This window comes from Pseudomonas sp. 2957 (genome assembly GCF_031456345.1).
GTDB lineage: Bacteria > Pseudomonadota > Gammaproteobacteria > Pseudomonadales > Pseudomonadaceae > Aquipseudomonas > Aquipseudomonas siliginis.
The window spans coordinates 541,752-556,878 of record NZ_JAVDUL010000004.1; the positions used below are offsets into that span (position 1 = coordinate 541,752).

The following is a 15,127-nucleotide window of genomic DNA, read 5'->3' on the forward strand; positions in this document are numbered from 1 at the left end:
GATCTTTTGCAGGAGGCTTACTGTGTAGGTTTAATTTCCATGATTGACAGGCATGACGAAACTTCCTGCAAGGCAGCGAGAAAGAAGTTGTAGGAAGAGGGCAGGACACTCATGTCGAGTGTGAAAAAACGGGGGGAGGGCGCGCAAAAAAAACGGGGAGCTCAGTGGCTCCCCGGCGTTCAAGCGCAATCAGCTGTTGGGCAGCAGACGGCAGGTGATGCTTTTGATGTAACGGGTTTCAGCGATGGCCGGATGCACCGGATGATCCGGACCCTGACCGCCACGCTCGAGCATCTGGATATTGCGGTCCAGGTGACGGGCGCTGGTCAGCAGGATGTTCTGCAGATCATCTTCCGGCAGGTGCATGGAGCACGAAGCACTGACCAGAATGCCGTCCTTGGTCAGCAGGCGCATGGCTTGCTCGTTCAGACGACGGTAGGCGCCTTCGCCATTCTTCATGTCTTTCTTGCGTTTGATGAACGCTGGCGGATCGGCAACGATCACGTCGAAACGCTCTTCGCTGGCTTTCAGTTCCTTCAGCGCTTCAAAGACGTCGCCTTCGATGCAGGTCATCTTGTCAGCGAAACCGTTCAGCGCAGCGTTGCGCTCGACACCGTCGAGGGCGAATGCAGAGGCATCGACGCAGAACACTTCGCTGGCGCCGAACGCCGCGGCCTGCACGCCCCAGCCACCGATATAGCTATAGAGGTCGAGCACGCGTTTGCCTTTGGCGTAGGGTGCCAGGCGCGCGCGGTTCATGCGGTGATCGTAGAACCAGCCGGTTTTCTGCCCTTGAATGACCGGCGCTTCGAACTTGACGCCGTTCTCTTCCAGCGCGACCCATTCCGGCACCAGACCGAATACGGTTTCGACGTAGCGGTTGAGGCCTTCGGCGTCGCGGGCTGCGGAGTCGTTCTTGAACAGGATGCCGCTTGGCTTGAGCACTTGAGTCAGCGCGGCGATCACGTCGTCTTTGTGCGCTTCCATGGTCGCCGAGGCGATCTGCACCACAAGAATGTCGCCGAAACGATCGACCACCAGACCCGGCAGCAGGTCGGAGTCGCCGTAGACCAGACGATAGAACGGCTTGTCGAACAGACGCTCGCGCAACGACAGCGCGACGTTCAGACGGTGCACCAGCAACGACTTGTCGAGTGCCAGTTTGATGTCGCGTGACAGCAGACGCGCGCAGATCAGGTTGTTCGGGCTCATGGCGACGATGCCCAACGGCTTGCCGCCAGCGGCTTCGAGCACCGCCTGATCGCCGGCCTTGAAGCCGTGCAGAGGCGTGGCGGCCACGTCGATTTCGTTGCTGTAGACCCACAAGTGGCCGTTGCGCAGGCGACGGTCGGCGTTGGCTTTGAGGCGCAGGCTAGGCAGGGACATGACGTCGCTCCGGAAAAAAGAGCGGGAGTATAGCGTGTTGACGCGTGCTCCGGTCTGGCCTGCGATGAAAAGCGGATGGCCCCTTCGCGAGCAGGCTCGCTCCCACACTTGGAATGCATTCACCTGTGGGAGCGAGCCTGCTCGCGAAAGCGATTTCAGCTCTTATGCATCCAGTGCGTCAATCAGGGCCTGACTGAACGCCGGCACATCATCCGGCTGGCGGCTGCTGATCAGGTTGCCGTCCTTGACCACCTCCTGATCGACCCAGTTGACCCCGGCATTGACCAGATCGTCCTTGACCGTTTTGTAGCTGGTCATGGTCTTGCCATTGACCAGCCCTGCAGAAATCAGCAGCCAGCTGCCATGACAGATCACGGCAATCGGCTTGCCCGCCGAAGCGGCAGTCTTGACCAGATGCTGAGCATCCTGGTCGATACGGATGGTGTCGGAATTTTGCACACCACCCGGCAGCAGCACGGCATCGTATTGATCGATGCTCACGGCCTGAAAAGTGTTGGCGACCGGAAAGTCGTCCGCCGGTTTGTCATGGTTCCAGCCTTTGACCGTGCCAGCCTCGGCGGAAAGAATATCCACCTGCACGCCGGCCTGCTCCAGGGCATCCTTGGGGCCGGTCAGTTCGACCTGTTCGAAACCATCGGTAACCAAAATAGCGACGCGTTTGCCATTGAGGGAAGTTGCCATCGGTAAGCTCCTGAGCCTGTGGAGATTTTGCCTTCGCAGCGGACCGTTGAGGTCCGATGCGCCCTACAGATTCCGAAGCCTGGGCACAGATGAAAGTTCCGGCGATGTGCCCATCGGTGTGTCGCCCTGCGGTTTCAGCGGTTAGAATCGCCGCCTGCCCCGGAGTGTGTACTTATGTCCCAAGAGCTGACCACCGAACAGATTCAACAATCGCTGCAAGGCATCAGTGTGCCGGCGCAACCGCAGATCATGGTGGATCTGCAAATGGAGCAGTACATGCCCGATCCGGACCTGGAGGTGATCGCCAAGCTGATCTCCCAGGATCCCGGCCTGTCCGGCGCGCTGCTGAAAATCGTCAACTCGCCGTATTACGGCCTGAGCAACAAGATCACCTCGATCCAGCGTGCGGTGAACCTGTTGGGCAGCCGCTCAATCATCAACCTGATCAACGCGCAGTCGATCAAGGGCGAGATGAACGACGACACCATCGTCACCCTCAACCGTTTCTGGGACACCGCGCAGGATGTGGCGATGACCTGCCTGACCCTGGCCAAGCGTATCGGCACCCAGGCCGGTGACGAAGCCTATGCGTTGGGCCTGTTCCACGATTGCGGCGTGCCATTGATGCTGCAGCGGTTCCCCAATTACATGACCGTGCTGGAAGAGGCCTATGCCAGCGCCAGCCCGGAATGCCGTGTGGTCGATACGGAAAACCGTGTGTTCAACACCAACCACGCCGTGGTCGGTTACTACACTGCCAAGTCCTGGCGCCTGCCGGAGCATGTCAGCGCCGCCATCGCCAACCACCACAACGCGCTGGCGATTTTCAGCGACGAATCGTCGAAGAACAGCCAGCTGAAAAACTTGCTGGCGATTCTGAAAATGGCCGAGCACATCTGCGCCTCGTATCGGGTGCTGGGTAACCAGACCGAAGATTTCGAGTGGAACGCGGTCGGCCCGCTGGTGCTCGATTACGTCGGTCTGTCGGACTACGACTTCGAAACACTCAAACAAACGATTCGCGACCTCGGCGCGCATTGATCCGAGGACACCATGCCTGAACTGCCGGAAGTCGAAACCACCCGTCGCGGGATCGCCCCGCACCTGGAAGGCCAGCGGGTCAGCCGGGTCATCGTCCGCGACCGGCGCCTGCGCTGGCCGATCCCCGAAGACCTCGATGTGCGCCTGTCCGGGCAGCGCATCGTGCTGGTCGAGCGGCGCGCCAAGTACCTGTTGATCAATGCCGAGATCGGCACACTGATCAGCCATTTGGGCATGTCGGGCAATCTGCGTCTGGTCGAGGCCGGGTTGCCGGCGTTGAAGCACGAACACGTCGACATCGAACTGGAATCGGGTCTGGCCCTGCGCTACACCGACCCGCGACGCTTCGGTGCGATGCTGTGGAGCAACGACCCGCTCAATCACGAACTGCTGATTCGCCTCGGGCCTGAGCCGCTGACCGATCTGTTCGATGGCGAAAGATTGTTCAAGCTGTCACGCGGACGTTCGATGGCGGTCAAGCCGTTCATCATGGACAACGCGGTGGTGGTCGGGGTCGGCAATATCTACGCGACCGAAGCGCTGTTCGCCGCCGGCATCGATCCGCGCCGCGAAGCCGGGGGCATCTCCCGCGGGCGTTACTTGAAACTGGCAATCGAGATCAAACGCATCCTTGCCGCCGCCATTGAGCGTGGCGGCACGACATTGCGCGATTTCATTGGCGGCGACGGTCAGCCCGGCTATTTCCAGCAGGAACTGTTTGTCTACGGCCGGGGAGGGCAGCACTGCAAGGTCTGCGGCACCGGTCTGCGCGAAGTGAAGCTCGGTCAGCGCGCCAGCGTGTTTTGCCCGCGTTGCCAGACCTGAAAAAATCCTTGGGTCTATATTGAGAAGTCTCACTGTTCAGCCCGAAGGATCGTGCCATGAAACTCCTGCAAGTCTTCTTCGTCACGCTGCTGCTGTGTTCCAGTCTGGCTGCTCAGGCCTCGGAAAACGGCAGCGGTGACCCGCGATACACCATCCAGAATCCCCCGGCCTACGCCATGCTCGGCGACCTGCTGATTGCCCGACCTTTGCTGGTGGTGGCAACGGTGATCGGTGCGGGAGCGTTTGTGGTGTCGTTGCCGTTTACCGCGCTCGGCGGCGGTGTTGGCGATGCCGGTCAGGCGCTGGTGGTAGACCCGGCGAAAGCGGCGTTTGTGCGGTGTCTGGGGTGTACGGGGGAGGGGTTCGAGCAGCGCGAGTGAGCTAATCGGGTTTCAGGGGTGTGGCTGATGGCCCATTCGCGAGCAGGCTCGCTCCCACAGGAGAATGCATTGCAAATGTGGGAGCGAGCCTGCTCGCGAAGAGGGCCGGAACGGGCACTGAAGAGATCAGGCCTTGCCGGTGATCTTGCGGTACTTCTCCATCAACTGTTCTTCAGTTTCCGGATGGGCTTCGTCCAGTGGAATGCAATCCACCGGGCAGACCTGCTGGCACTGCGGCTCGTCGTAGTGGCCGACGCACTGGGTGCACAGGTTCGGGTCGATCACGTAGATCTCTTCGCCTTGGGAAATGGCGGCGTTCGGGCACTCGGGTTCGCAGACGTCGCAGTTGATGCAATCGTCGGTGATGATCAGGGACATGCTAACTCCAGCCGGGGCGGCAGGCCCGGGCGCTATAAATCAATGCGCGCAATTGTGCCGCATTGGCGAGCGCAGTGCACGCGGGGGCGATCAAGGGCACGAGACTGCAATCTTCAAAAGCAAAGATCGCAGCCTGCGGCAGCGCCTATTTCTTGAAGCGCAGGGTCAGCGCGTCGGCCACGGCCGGGTGGACGAACTTGCTGATATCGCCGCCCAGCGCAGCAATTTCCCGCACCAGCGTCGAGGAAATGAACGAATAACGCTCCGACGGCGTGAGAAACAGGCTCTCCACATCCGGTGCCAGTTGGCGGTTCATGTTGGCCAGCTGGAATTCGTATTCGAAGTCCGAGACCGCGCGCAGACCACGCAGGAACACATTGGCGTTCTGCTCTTTGGCGAAATGCGCGAGCAGCGTCGAGAAACCGACCACTTCCACGTTCGGCAGGTGTTTGGTGACCTCGCGAGCCAGTTCGACCCGTTGTTCCAGCGGGAACAGCGGGTTCTTTTTCGGGCTGGCGGCGACCGCAATGATCACGTGATCGAACAGGCGCGAGGCGCGTTCGACCAGATCGCCATGGCCCTTGGTAATAGGGTCGAAGGTACCTGGGTACAACACTCGGTTCATCGCGTCGTCCTGGCGGGAGTCCGTTGGGGAGTCGGATGGTATCGCAGCCTTCCCGGTCGGCCAAGTCGCCTGTTGGGTAAGAAAGCACTATAGACGATAGGAATATTCTGCTTTTTCATGGATTTTTCAGTCGGTCAGCCAAGGCTGTCGCCAGTTGCGCGGTCAGGCCATACACCGACAACTGCGGGTTGGCGCCGATGCTGGTGGGGAACAGCGAGCCGTCGTGAATCGACAGATTGCGCAGTTGATGATGGCGACCGAGGCTGTCGGCGACCGCGCTTTTCGGATCTTCCCCCATCGCACAACCACCCATCACGTGGGCACTGCCCAGCCGCGTGCGGTACAGCTCCAGGCTCAATCCGTCGATCAGCGAGCGCGCCTCAGCCAGTGTCTTCACATAGCGACCGTCGGCGTGCATCGGCATGACCGATTGCGCGCCGCCGGCGAACTGGATTTCGGCCATCACGTGAAAGGCCCGGCGCAAACCGTCCCAGGCGTACTGCGAAACCTGATAGTCGAGCACCGGCGAGCCGTCGCCGCGCAGCTCCACCGAGCCACCGCTGCTGTCCGGGTGGAAGCCATCGCGCAGCAGCGCCAGCATTGCGTGGGTGTGCGGCAGGTCGGCCATGTGTTGCGCATTCTCTTGACCGAAACCGCCGAGCAGTGTGGCGGCCAGCGCCGGGTGCAGCGGTGGCACTTCAAGTTTGAACGCCATCGGCCCGGTGGTGCCGTCCTTCCATTGAAAATGGTCGGAATAAATCGACTGCGGCGCGCCGTAGAACGGATTGACCACCTCGGCGAAACGCGCGGCGGACATGTTCACCGGGTGCAAAAAGGTGCGCTTGCCCACGCGCTCATGCGGATCCGGCACGTCGGAGCGCAGCAACAGCGCCGGGCTGTTGATGCCGCCGCCGGCCAGCACGTAATGCCGCGCCTTGACGGTGATGCTGCGCCCGGTCGGCTCGACGCAGCGTTGGTCCATCGCCACGCAATGCAGCCCGGTAACCTTGTCGCCACTGATCAGCAGTTTCTCCACCCGCGCCAGATACAGCAGCTCGCCGCCCTTTTCCAGCGTCGCCGGGATGGTCGTGACCATCATTGATTGCTTGGCGTTGCTCGGGCAGCCCATGCCGCAATAGCCAAGATTCCAGCAGCCGCGAACGTTGCGCGGGATCACGTGCCAGCTGTAGCCGAGTTGCTCGCAGCCTTTGCGGATCACATCGTTGTTGGCATTGGGCGGCACCATCCACGGCGCGACCCCGAGGCGCTGCTCCATTTTTTCGAACCACGGCGCCATCTCTGCCGGACTATGGCCTTTGACGTTGTGCTCGCTGGCCCAGTGTTCGAGGGTCGGCTCGGGTGTGCGGAAGCTCGAGGTCCAGTTGATCAGCGTCGTGCCGCCGACCGCGCGGCCCTGCAGGATCGTGATCGCGCCGTCCTTGCTCATGCGCCCGATGCCTTCCTGGTAGAGGCTGCTATAGGCCTCGTCTTCGAGCAGTTTGAAATCCGAGCTGGTCTTCAGCGGGCCTTCTTCGATCAGCAGGACTTTGTAGCCGGCCGCGCTGAGGATCTCTGCCGTGGTGCCGCCGCCGGCGCCACTGCCGATGATCGCCACGTCGGCTTCGAGGGTGAGGTCGTCGCTCAGTTGCGCGCCGTTGTAGGTTTTCCAGCCTCGGGCGAGGCCTTCGCGGAAGGGATCGGGTACGGGCATCGGTCAGGTTCTCTTTATTATTCTGGATGCTGAGGTGATGCAGCAGGCCCCTTCGCGAGCAGGCTCGCTCCCACAGGGACATGCATTTCAAATGTGGGAGCGAGCCTGTTCGCGAAGGCCGCGCCCTGGTTTCAGACCTTCGGCGGACCGGGATAACCGCAGTGAGCCCAGGACTCGGCGCGGGTGTACCAGGCCATCATCACCATCTGCTGCAACGAGCTGTGGCCCATGCGCAGCAAGCTCAGTGAACTGTTCTCCCAGCGTTCAAGGAAATGCCGCATCGCTTCAGGGCTGGCGTTTTCCCAACTGCCCCAGATGCCGGTGAGCGGGCCACGGGTCACGGCCATGCCGAGCACATCGAAGAGTTGCCGAGTGAGCTTGAGCATTTCCGGCGACACGTGATCAAGGCTGTAGTCCAGCGACTTCAGCGTGCCGTCTAGCGCTGCGGGCATTTCCCCGGCGGCGACGGCGCCGTCGAGCATCACCGGGATCAGCGCGCGCAGGAACAGCAGATCGCCGTCGCGCAAACTGACGAAGCCGTTGGCGCTGACGCTCGACGAGCAGCCAGTGAGGCTGGCGCCAAGGCCGGCGGTGGCGAGAAACGCGCTGGCGCCGAGGCTGAATTTCAGCAGGCCACGGCGCGACAGGGCAGGTGTTTCGGTCAGGCTTGGGTGCATTGTTTTTATTACCCGGCGTCGACGAACGTTTAGCGAATGAACAGCTTCTGAATCAGTTTCTGAATCGATGTGCCGTAGGGCGGGTAGATAAGCCGGGCCGCGTTGAAGCGCTGTTTGATCAGCACGCCCTTGGCCTTGCTGAAGGTCAGGAAACCTTCGTGGCCGTGGTAATGGCCCATGCCCGAGGGGCCGATGCCACCGAAGGGCATATCGTCCTGAGCGACATGCAACAAGGTGTCGTTCAGGCATACGCCGCCGGAATGGGTCTCGTGCAGCACGCGATGCTGTTCGCGTTTGTCGTAGCCAAAGTAGTAAAGAGCCAGAGGACGAGGCCGCTGATTGATGTAAGCGAATGCCTGCTCCAGATCGCGATAGGGCACGATCGGCAGCAACGGGCCGAAAATCTCGTCCTGCATCACCGTCATCTCATCGCTGACATTGAGCAGCACGCTGTGTGGCATGCGTCGGCCCTGGCCTTGTTCGAACAGTGGGATCAGCAGCGCGCCCTTGCTGGTCGCGTCGCTGACGTAACCGTTCAGTCGGGCCAGTTGGCGTTCGTTGATGATCGCGGTGTAGTCGGCGTTGTCGGCCAGGGTCGGGTAGAAGCCTTTCACAGCCTGACGGTAGGCCTCGACGAAGGCGCCGACGCGGTCTTCCGGCACCAGCACATAGTCGGGCGCGACGCAGGTCTGCCCGGCGTTGAGGGTTTTGCCGAAGGCGATGCGTTCGGCGGCGTCCTTGAGCGGTACGTCTGTGGAGACGATGGCCGGCGACTTGCCGCCCAGTTCCAGGGTGACCGGCGTGAGGTTTTCCGCCGCAGCGCGCATGACGTGTTTGCCGACGCTGGTGGAACCGGTGAACAGCAAGTGATCGAACGGCAGACGCGAGAACGCCACGCCGATATCTGCCTCACCCAGCACCACGCAAACCAGGTCTTCGGGAAAGATCCGCGCGAGCAGCTCTTTGAGCAACAGGCCGGTGGCCGGGGTCGATTCGCTGAGCTTGAGCATCACCCGATTGCCCGCCGCCAGGGCGCCGACCATCGGCCCTACGGCCAGATACAGCGGGTAGTTCCACGGCACGATCACACCGACCACGCCCAGCGGCTGGTAAACCACCTTTGCCGAAGCAGGCTGGAACGCCATGCCGACCTTGCGCCGCGATGGCTTCATCCAGTTCTTCAGATGACGGCTGGCGTAGTGAATGCCGTGCAGGCTCGGCATCAGTTCGGCGAGCAGGGTTTCGTCGGCGCTGCGGTGACTGAAATCGGCGCTGATCGCCTCGATCAATGCCTGACGCTCAGCGCTGAGCAGATCGCGCAAAGCCTTGAGCCATTGCTGACGTTGTGCGGCCGGCGGCATCGGGTTGGCGGCGTACGCGGCCCGTTGTGCCTGGAACTGCCGATCGAGGGTTTCAAGAGGCTGTTGCAGGGTTTGCAGGTAGGCAATGTCGGCAGTCATCGCGGGCTCCGGATTTTATTGTAATGGGCACTTTTTAGAGTCTAAGCTCTAGAAAGTCAAACGACTTCCGTGCACGGCAAGGTTTTATCCATTTCCGGTTAGGTCGTAAGATGCGCCGTCTACGCACTCTGAATTAAAGCTCAAGCCATGGCCCCACGAATAAAAACCAGCGAGCGCATCGTTCAGAACAGCCTGGAGCTGTTCAATCAGCAGGGCGAGCGCAGCGTCAGCACCAACCACATCGCCGCGCACATGGAGATTTCTCCGGGCAACCTGTACTACCACTTCCCCAACAAGCAGGCGATCATCGCCGTGTTGTTCAGTGAGTACGAAGCCCTGGTGGACAGCTTTTTGCGTCCGCCTCAGGGTCGCCCGGCGACCGTCGAGGACAAGCGTTTCTATTTGAAGGAACTGCTCTCGGCCATGTGGCGCTACCGTTTTCTGCATCGCGACCTCGAGCATCTGCTCGACAGCGATGCGGAACTGGCCGCGCGCTATCGGCGCTTTTCCCAGCGCTGCGTGATCCAGGGCGCAGCGATCTACGAAGGCTTCGTCGCCGCCGGCATCCTGAAAATGGACCGTGTGCAGATCGAATCGCTGACCCTCAATGCGTGGATCATCCTGACCTCGTGGGTGCGTTTTCTGTGCACCACCCGGGAAAACTCCAACCACCTCAGCGAACAGGCCGTGAAGCGTGGCGTGTATCAGGTGCTGGTGCTTGAGGCAGGGTTTGTCACCGATCAGGCGCGGGATGAAGTCAACGCACTGTTCGACGAGTTCTATGTGCCGCTGGCGCAGGCCCTTGAAGACGTGAAATAAACCGTTCAGCCGAATTCCACAGGAGCCCGTTATGTCGATTGCGCAGTTGATCAGCCCACAAGCTTTGGACGCTCGCAAAGAGCAGCCGGGGCTGGTGATTCTCGATTGTCGTTTCGCCCTCGAAGATCCGGATTACGGCCAGCGCAGCTACGCCGAAGGGCATATTGCCGGGGCGAGTTTCGCCGATCTGGAACGGGATCTGAGCGGTAAAGTCGAGAAGGGTGTGACCGGGCGTCATCCGTTGCCCGAGCCGGCGGTGTTGATCGAGCGCCTGCAAGCTTGGGGCATCAGCAACGACAGCGATGTGGTTTTGTACGACGACGGCCCTGGTGCGTATGCGGCGCGGGCGTGGTGGTTGCTGGCATGGCTGGGCAAGCGCGACGGCGTGTTCATTCTCGATGGCGGGCTCAAGGCCTGGCACGCGGCCGGCCTGCCGCTGAGCCTGGATCCGCCGAGCGTGACGCCGGGTAACTTCAGTGGCCAGCCGGACATGAGCCTGTTGCTCAGCGCCGAGCAATTGCAGCAGCGCCTCGGCCAGCCAACCCTGACCCTGCTCGACGCCCGCGCCTTGCCGCGCTTCAAGGGCGAAGTGGAACCGATCGATCCGGTCGCCGGGCACATTCCCGGCGCGCAGTGCGCGGCGTTCACCGACAACCTCGGCAGTGATGGACGTTTTTTGCCGGCGGAGCAGCTCAAGCAGCGCTTTGCGGCGAAGCTGGGTGATCGCTCACCGTCGGAACTGGTCGCCTACTGCGGCTCCGGGGTGACGGCGTGCCATAACCTGTTCGCACTGTGCCTGGCTGGCTATCCGCTGGGGGCGCTGTATGCCGGATCGTGGAGCGAGTGGATCAACGAACCGTCGCGCGGCATTGCCACGGGCGAATAAACACAGCGATCTCTCTGTAGGAGTGAGCCTGCTCGCGATGGCGGTGTGTCAGTGAGTTAAATGCCATCTGACCCACCGCATTCGCGAGCAGGCTCGCTCCCACATTGAACCAGGTTGTGCCATGCATTTTCATGCCGACACAAATCCCTGTGGGAGCGAGCTTGCTCGCGAAGGCGTCCTGTCAGGCATTGAATTTCCAGACTGACCCACCGCCATCGCGAGCAAGCTCACTCCTGCAAGGGCCATGCGGCGTTTATTGACCGAGTGCGGCCAGCCATTGCGGGACACGCCGCTCCAGGTAATACCCGGGCCGGCGAAACGAGCCGTCGACGAAGCCGACATGACCGCCACGCGCCTGCAATTCGAACCGGGTGCAGGCTGACAACTCATCGGCTTGCGGCAGGCTGTGGGGAAATACGAACGGATCATCCGCTGCCTGAATGATCAGCGTCGGCGTGCGGATCTCGCCGAGGTAGTAGCGGCTCGAGGCGCGGCGGTAGTAATCCTCGGCATCGGTGAAACCATGCAGCGGCGCGGTGACCCGGCCGTCGAAATCCCAGAACGTACGCATGTTTTCCAGCGAGCCGAGCGCGGCCAGTTTCGCCAGGCCGTCTTCGCGTCCGTCATGCTGGAACTGGCGCTGCTTGTTCTTGATGTAGGCGACCATTTCGCGCATGAAATGCGCCTGGTAAACCCGCGAAAATCCCTGGCCAATCCGGTCTGCGCACTGGTCGAGCCTGAACGGCACCGACACCGCCACCGCGCCGAGCACGCCGCTGTTGCTGCCGGTTTCGCCAAGATGTTTGAGCAGCACGTTGCCGCCCAGTGAATAGCCGACCGCGTACAACGGCGCCAACGGTCGTTTCGCGCGCAGATGCTGGATGGCTTCGGCAAGGTCTTCGCTGGCGCCGGAGTGGTAGCTGCGCGGCAACAGATTCGGCTCGCCGGAACAACCGCGCCAGTTCAGCGCGACGCTGGCCCAGCCCTGCTCGGCCAAGGCCTTTTGAATGCCCGCCACATAGGGCGAATTGGATGAGCCGGTCAAACCGTGCAGCACCAGTACCAACGGCGCCTCGGCGCTGTGCGGGCCGTGCCAGTCGAGGTCGAGGAAGTCGCCGTCCTCGAGCCACAGGCGTTCGCGTTCGCGCTCGATGTGCACGGTCTTGCGCCACAGCGGACCCCACAGGGTTTGCAGATGCGGATTGCCGAGGCCGAAGGCCGGAACGAAACGCGAGGCGGGAAGCGGGGACGGTGATTGCACGGCAAATCTCGACAGGTCTTGCGTAAAGCGACCGGCGCACAGGGCGGGCTGTCGCTTCTCAACGAAAGCGCCTAACTTGCCACAAAGCCCGGGTCGGCGCGACACATGTCCTCTTCAGCCTGACCGATCGGCGCAACCTCCGGTCCAGGCAGTGGCTGTTGCTCGACACTGGGGCCGACCGTAACCGACACCCAGCGATCAACAGACAAGTGACGGTTCATGGCGAGTTTGATGTCGTCCACCGTCAGCTTCTGCACTTGTTGCATTGTGTAATCCAGATCGAGCGGCAAGTCGTAGCGGTTGATCTCCACGAGTCTGGCCAGAATGTGCCGGTTGCTGGCGCTGGTGAGCACATTTCTGTTGGCCAGCCTGCGCTTGAGGTGCTCGAGTTCCGGGGCGGTCGGCCCTTCCCGAAGAAAATCATTGAGCATCGAGCGCACCAAAGCGACGGTGCTGTCGCTCATGGAGCTACCTGTCTGCAAGGTGACGGTCAGCAACCCGGCGCCACCAGCCCAATTGACGCTGGCGCCATACACGTCATAAACCTGTCCGCGCTTGTGCCGCAGTTCATTCATCAACCGACTGTTGCTGCCTCCGGCGAGAATCTGACTGGCGGCGTACAAGGCGGTGTGATCGGCATGTCGTCGCGGCACGCTGATTTGGGCAAAGGCAATGTGGGTCTGCAGTTGATTCAGTTCCAGGTGACTGGACTGGACGTTTCCGGGCGTTGCCATTGCTGAAGACACCAGCGCGTCAGGAGGCTTGGGCAGGGCATTGCTGATCTGCAGGCTGATCGCTTGTGCCTGGTCCAGAGTGAGGTCGCCGACCAGGGTGATTTGCGCATGTCGGGCAGCGTAATAGCGGCGATGGAAATCCTCCACGGCGGCCCGGGTCACGGCATTGAGGCCCCATTGCGTGCCATAGACCGGAAGGCTGTAGGGGCTGTCCGGCGCAAGCAGTGCCTTGATGTTCTGCGAGGCCAGACCCGCGGCATCGCCTTGCTCTGCGATGAGCGCGGCGCGCAGTTCGTCTTTCACTGGCGGCAGGCGCTGGGCGCTGAGCGATGGCTCGCTGAATATTCGCGTCAACAGATCCATCGCCGGTAGGCGCTTGGCCGGATCGCTGAGGCTGCGCAGGGAGAACACGGCGCGGTCGTGATCGATGTCCATTTCCCATTGCGCGCCGAGCCCGTCGAAGGTTTCGACGATGGCGGACAAATCCTTGCCGGGGATACCTTCATTGAGCATGGAAAAGGTCGTGGCAGCCAGGCCCGGCAGGCTACCGTCGCGGGCGCTGCCTGCGGCGAAGCTGACGTGAATATCGAACATCGGCAGATCGCTCGTGCGCACGAACAGCACCTTGGTGCCGGTCAGGGTTTTCCAGCCCCTGATCTGCAATGCGCGCGGCTTGATTTCCAGCGCCTGGACTTCGCTGAGCGATTGCAGGCGCGATGTCCGCGCTTGTTCAGGCTGGCCATCAGCGCAAGCCGCCGCAGCCGACAGCCACATCAGGATCAATCCCGTGCACCTTGAGAACCTGCTCATCGGACGTCCACCTTGCGCACTTGGGCAACGCTGAGACGCTCGGGTATCAGCCAGGTGGCGGCCACTTCGCGGATCTGTTGCGGCGTCACTTTCGCCAATGCAGCGGCATCTTCGTCGAGTATTCGCCAAGGCAAGCCGATGGCCTGGAGCCTGGCCAGCTGACGCGCCTGTTCCTGAATCGAATCGCGGGCATACACCTGCTGCGCAATCAGTTGCGTGCGTGCCCGCTCGAGCTCTTCCGGCGACGGTGGTGTGGTGCGCAACGTTTCGATCTGCTCCCACACCCGCGCTTGCGCACCTTCAAGATCGGTCAGCGGCGGATCGGCCAGCTCGGCAGTCAACATCAGCAGGCTGTCGCCGCGCGTCCGTTCGTCGTAGTGAGTGTCGACACGATTGAGCACGCGGTCGGTGAAAATCAGTTTCTTTTGCAGGCGCGCGCCATGTGCGCCGCCGAGTATCGCGTTGATCAGGCGCAGGGCGTGCACGGTGTGCAGGTCTTTGGCCGTGGCCAGTCCGGGCAGATTGAAAGCCATCAGTAACCGCTCTGCTGGGACATGGCGCTGCAAGGTCAGTCTGCGTTCGCCCGGCACTTTCAGCTCCACGGGCCGTAAGAGGCGCGGCACGGGACGATTTGCGAGCGCGCCAAAATAGCGCTCGGCCAGCGGCTGCACGTGTGCGAGCGTGACATCGCCGACGATCACCAGTACGGCGTTGCCCGGCGCATAACGGCTTTGATACCAATGGCGAAGTTCCTCGGCGTCCACGTGCTGCAGGTCGTGCATCCAGCCGATGACTGGCGTGCGATAGCTGTTGGCGACATGCGCCTGGCTGGTGAAGTGTTCCAGCACAGCGGCGTCGACATCGTCGTCGATGCGCAGCTGGCGCTCTTCGCGAATGACTGCCAGTTCGGTTTTCAGGTCGTCGACGTGCAAATCAGCAGTCGTCATCAGGTCGGCCATCAGCTCGAAAACCACGCCCAGATAGCGCGGCGACAAGGTCTGGTAGTAGCCGGTGACGTCCTCGGCGGTGAAGGCATTTTCTTCGGCACCCAGGGATTCCAAAAGACGCGAAGCCTCACCGGCGCAGGTCTTGCGGCTGCCTTTGTAGAGCATGTGTTCAAGAACGTGCGATAGCCCGGCTTGCCCCGGCGCCTCGTCTGCCGAGCCGACCTTGAACCACAAATGCGAAGTGACCAGCGGCGCACGGTGATCCTCGCGCACCAGTACCTGCAAACCGTTTTCCAGGGTGAATTGATGAGTCGGCGGGGGCGTGGCGGCCAGCGTCATGAACGGCGCGAGGCCAAGAAAAAGCAGCATCCGGCTGCAGAGCGTATCCATACGCGAAATCCTCAGTGGTTAACGCAGATTGCGGTAACCACTGTGGCGGACTGCGAGGCACTGGGTGCGGTAACTATCTACCGCACGCTAAAGCG

Annotated in this window: 15 protein-coding genes; 5 read left to right on the forward strand and 10 right to left on the reverse strand. The window is 61.6% G+C overall.

Annotation, left to right across the window (positions count from 1 at the left end; all coding sequences use genetic code 11):
* Positions 1 to 189: 189 nt before the first annotated feature.
* The gene (locus J2Y39_RS17115) at positions 190 to 1,386 is read right to left on the reverse strand and encodes a class I SAM-dependent rRNA methyltransferase (protein WP_016772700.1); all 1,197 of its coding nucleotides are present in this window, start codon (positions 1,384 to 1,386) and stop codon (positions 190 to 192) included.
* A 162-nt stretch (positions 1,387 to 1,548) separates the two neighbouring features.
* Complete coding sequence (locus J2Y39_RS17120) at positions 1,549 to 2,088, reverse strand: type 1 glutamine amidotransferase domain-containing protein (protein ID WP_310218871.1); 540 nt, start codon at positions 2,086 to 2,088, stop codon at positions 1,549 to 1,551.
* A 228-nt stretch (positions 2,089 to 2,316) separates the two neighbouring features.
* Here J2Y39_RS17120 and J2Y39_RS17125 point away from each other — a divergent pair, with 228 nt between their 5' ends.
* The 3 genes from J2Y39_RS17125 to J2Y39_RS17135 are packed head-to-tail and all read left to right on the forward strand — an operon-like array spanning position 2,317 to position 4,334.
* The gene (locus J2Y39_RS17125; protein WP_164558347.1) at positions 2,317 to 3,129 is read left to right on the forward strand and encodes an HDOD domain-containing protein; all 813 of its coding nucleotides are present in this window, start codon (positions 2,317 to 2,319) and stop codon (positions 3,127 to 3,129) included.
* A 12-nt stretch (positions 3,130 to 3,141) separates the two neighbouring features.
* Entirely contained in the window at positions 3,142 to 3,954 is an 813-nt protein-coding gene (gene mutM, locus J2Y39_RS17130; RefSeq protein WP_252879047.1) for a bifunctional DNA-formamidopyrimidine glycosylase/DNA-(apurinic or apyrimidinic site) lyase, read from the forward strand.
* A 56-nt stretch (positions 3,955 to 4,010) separates the two neighbouring features.
* Positions 4,011 to 4,334 carry a multidrug transporter gene (locus tag J2Y39_RS17135; RefSeq protein WP_252868429.1) on the forward strand — a complete coding sequence of 108 codons (324 nt, stop codon included), beginning with the start codon at positions 4,011 to 4,013 and terminating at the stop codon, positions 4,332 to 4,334.
* 126 nt (positions 4,335 to 4,460) lie between these two features.
* Here J2Y39_RS17135 and J2Y39_RS17140 read toward each other — a convergent pair whose 3' ends face one another.
* The 5 genes from J2Y39_RS17140 to J2Y39_RS17160 all read right to left on the reverse strand — a co-directional run bounded on the left by J2Y39_RS17140 (position 4,461) and on the right by J2Y39_RS17160 (position 9,185).
* The gene (locus J2Y39_RS17140; RefSeq protein ID WP_003195146.1) at positions 4,461 to 4,712 is read right to left on the reverse strand and encodes a YfhL family 4Fe-4S dicluster ferredoxin; all 252 of its coding nucleotides are present in this window, start codon (positions 4,710 to 4,712) and stop codon (positions 4,461 to 4,463) included.
* A 145-nt stretch (positions 4,713 to 4,857) separates the two neighbouring features.
* On the reverse strand, positions 4,858 to 5,337 hold the full coding sequence (gene coaD / locus J2Y39_RS17145; protein WP_003229157.1) for a pantetheine-phosphate adenylyltransferase: 480 nt from the start codon (positions 5,335 to 5,337) through the stop codon (positions 4,858 to 4,860).
* Between the two features lie 115 nt (positions 5,338 to 5,452).
* Positions 5,453 to 7,048 carry a GMC family oxidoreductase gene (locus tag J2Y39_RS17150; protein WP_310218878.1) on the reverse strand — a complete coding sequence of 532 codons (1,596 nt, stop codon included), beginning with the start codon at positions 7,046 to 7,048 and terminating at the stop codon, positions 5,453 to 5,455.
* Between the two features lie 131 nt (positions 7,049 to 7,179).
* Positions 7,180 to 7,725 (reverse strand): twin-arginine translocation pathway signal protein, encoded by a 546-nt coding sequence (locus tag J2Y39_RS17155; protein WP_150743576.1) that lies wholly within the window; start codon positions 7,723 to 7,725, stop codon positions 7,180 to 7,182.
* A 29-nt stretch (positions 7,726 to 7,754) separates the two neighbouring features.
* The gene (locus tag J2Y39_RS17160; protein WP_252884972.1) at positions 7,755 to 9,185 is read right to left on the reverse strand and encodes a coniferyl aldehyde dehydrogenase; all 1,431 of its coding nucleotides are present in this window, start codon (positions 9,183 to 9,185) and stop codon (positions 7,755 to 7,757) included.
* A gap of 147 nt (positions 9,186 to 9,332) precedes the next feature.
* Between J2Y39_RS17160 and J2Y39_RS17165 the strand changes: the two genes are divergently transcribed.
* Together J2Y39_RS17165 and J2Y39_RS17170 are read left to right on the forward strand one after the other, a co-directional pair.
* Positions 9,333 to 10,004: a TetR/AcrR family transcriptional regulator gene (locus J2Y39_RS17165; protein WP_016772708.1), complete on the forward strand. Its 672-nt coding sequence runs from the start codon at positions 9,333 to 9,335 to the stop codon at positions 10,002 to 10,004.
* A gap of 31 nt (positions 10,005 to 10,035) precedes the next feature.
* On the forward strand, positions 10,036 to 10,890 hold the full coding sequence (locus tag J2Y39_RS17170; protein WP_310218880.1) for a sulfurtransferase: 855 nt from the start codon (positions 10,036 to 10,038) through the stop codon (positions 10,888 to 10,890).
* Between the two features lie 253 nt (positions 10,891 to 11,143).
* Here J2Y39_RS17170 and J2Y39_RS17175 read toward each other — a convergent pair whose 3' ends face one another.
* The 3 genes from J2Y39_RS17175 to J2Y39_RS17185 all read right to left on the reverse strand — a co-directional run bounded on the left by J2Y39_RS17175 (position 11,144) and on the right by J2Y39_RS17185 (position 15,032).
* Entirely contained in the window at positions 11,144 to 12,151 is a 1,008-nt protein-coding gene (locus J2Y39_RS17175; protein ID WP_305381695.1) for a hydrolase, read from the reverse strand.
* A 71-nt stretch (positions 12,152 to 12,222) separates the two neighbouring features.
* Positions 12,223 to 13,659, reverse strand: a complete 1,437-nt coding sequence (locus J2Y39_RS17180) for a pitrilysin family protein (protein ID WP_310218882.1) — start codon at positions 13,657 to 13,659, stop codon at positions 12,223 to 12,225.
* 32 nt (positions 13,660 to 13,691) lie between these two features.
* Positions 13,692 to 15,032, reverse strand: coding sequence for a pitrilysin family protein (locus J2Y39_RS17185; RefSeq protein ID WP_310218884.1), 1,341 nt, complete (start codon positions 15,030 to 15,032; stop codon positions 13,692 to 13,694).
* Positions 15,033 to 15,127: the final 95 nt, after the last annotated feature.

Coding starts and splice junctions, on each gene's coding strand:
- J2Y39_RS17115 (WP_016772700.1), bottom strand. CDS start 1,386: ATGTCCCTGCCTAGCCTGCGCCTCAAAGCCAACGCCGACCGTCGCCTG.
- J2Y39_RS17120 (WP_310218871.1), bottom strand. CDS start 2,088: ATGGCAACTTCCCTCAATGGCAAACGCGTCGCTATTTTGGTTACCGAT.
- mutM (WP_252879047.1), top strand. CDS start 3,142: ATGCCTGAACTGCCGGAAGTCGAAACCACCCGTCGCGGGATCGCCCCG.
- J2Y39_RS17135 (WP_252868429.1), top strand. CDS start 4,011: ATGAAACTCCTGCAAGTCTTCTTCGTCACGCTGCTGCTGTGTTCCAGT.
- J2Y39_RS17140 (WP_003195146.1), bottom strand. CDS start 4,712: ATGTCCCTGATCATCACCGACGATTGCATCAACTGCGACGTCTGCGAA.
- coaD (WP_003229157.1), bottom strand. CDS start 5,337: ATGAACCGAGTGTTGTACCCAGGTACCTTCGACCCTATTACCAAGGGC.
- J2Y39_RS17150 (WP_310218878.1), bottom strand. CDS start 7,048: ATGCCCGTACCCGATCCCTTCCGCGAAGGCCTCGCCCGAGGCTGGAAA.
- J2Y39_RS17155 (WP_150743576.1), bottom strand. CDS start 7,725: ATGCACCCAAGCCTGACCGAAACACCTGCCCTGTCGCGCCGTGGCCTG.
- J2Y39_RS17160 (WP_252884972.1), bottom strand. CDS start 9,185: ATGACTGCCGACATTGCCTACCTGCAAACCCTGCAACAGCCTCTTGAA.
- J2Y39_RS17165 (WP_016772708.1), top strand. CDS start 9,333: ATGGCCCCACGAATAAAAACCAGCGAGCGCATCGTTCAGAACAGCCTG.
- J2Y39_RS17170 (WP_310218880.1), top strand. CDS start 10,036: ATGTCGATTGCGCAGTTGATCAGCCCACAAGCTTTGGACGCTCGCAAA.
- J2Y39_RS17180 (WP_310218882.1), bottom strand. CDS start 13,659: ATGTGGCTGTCGGCTGCGGCGGCTTGCGCTGATGGCCAGCCTGAACAA.
- J2Y39_RS17185 (WP_310218884.1), bottom strand. CDS start 15,032: ATGGATACGCTCTGCAGCCGGATGCTGCTTTTTCTTGGCCTCGCGCCG.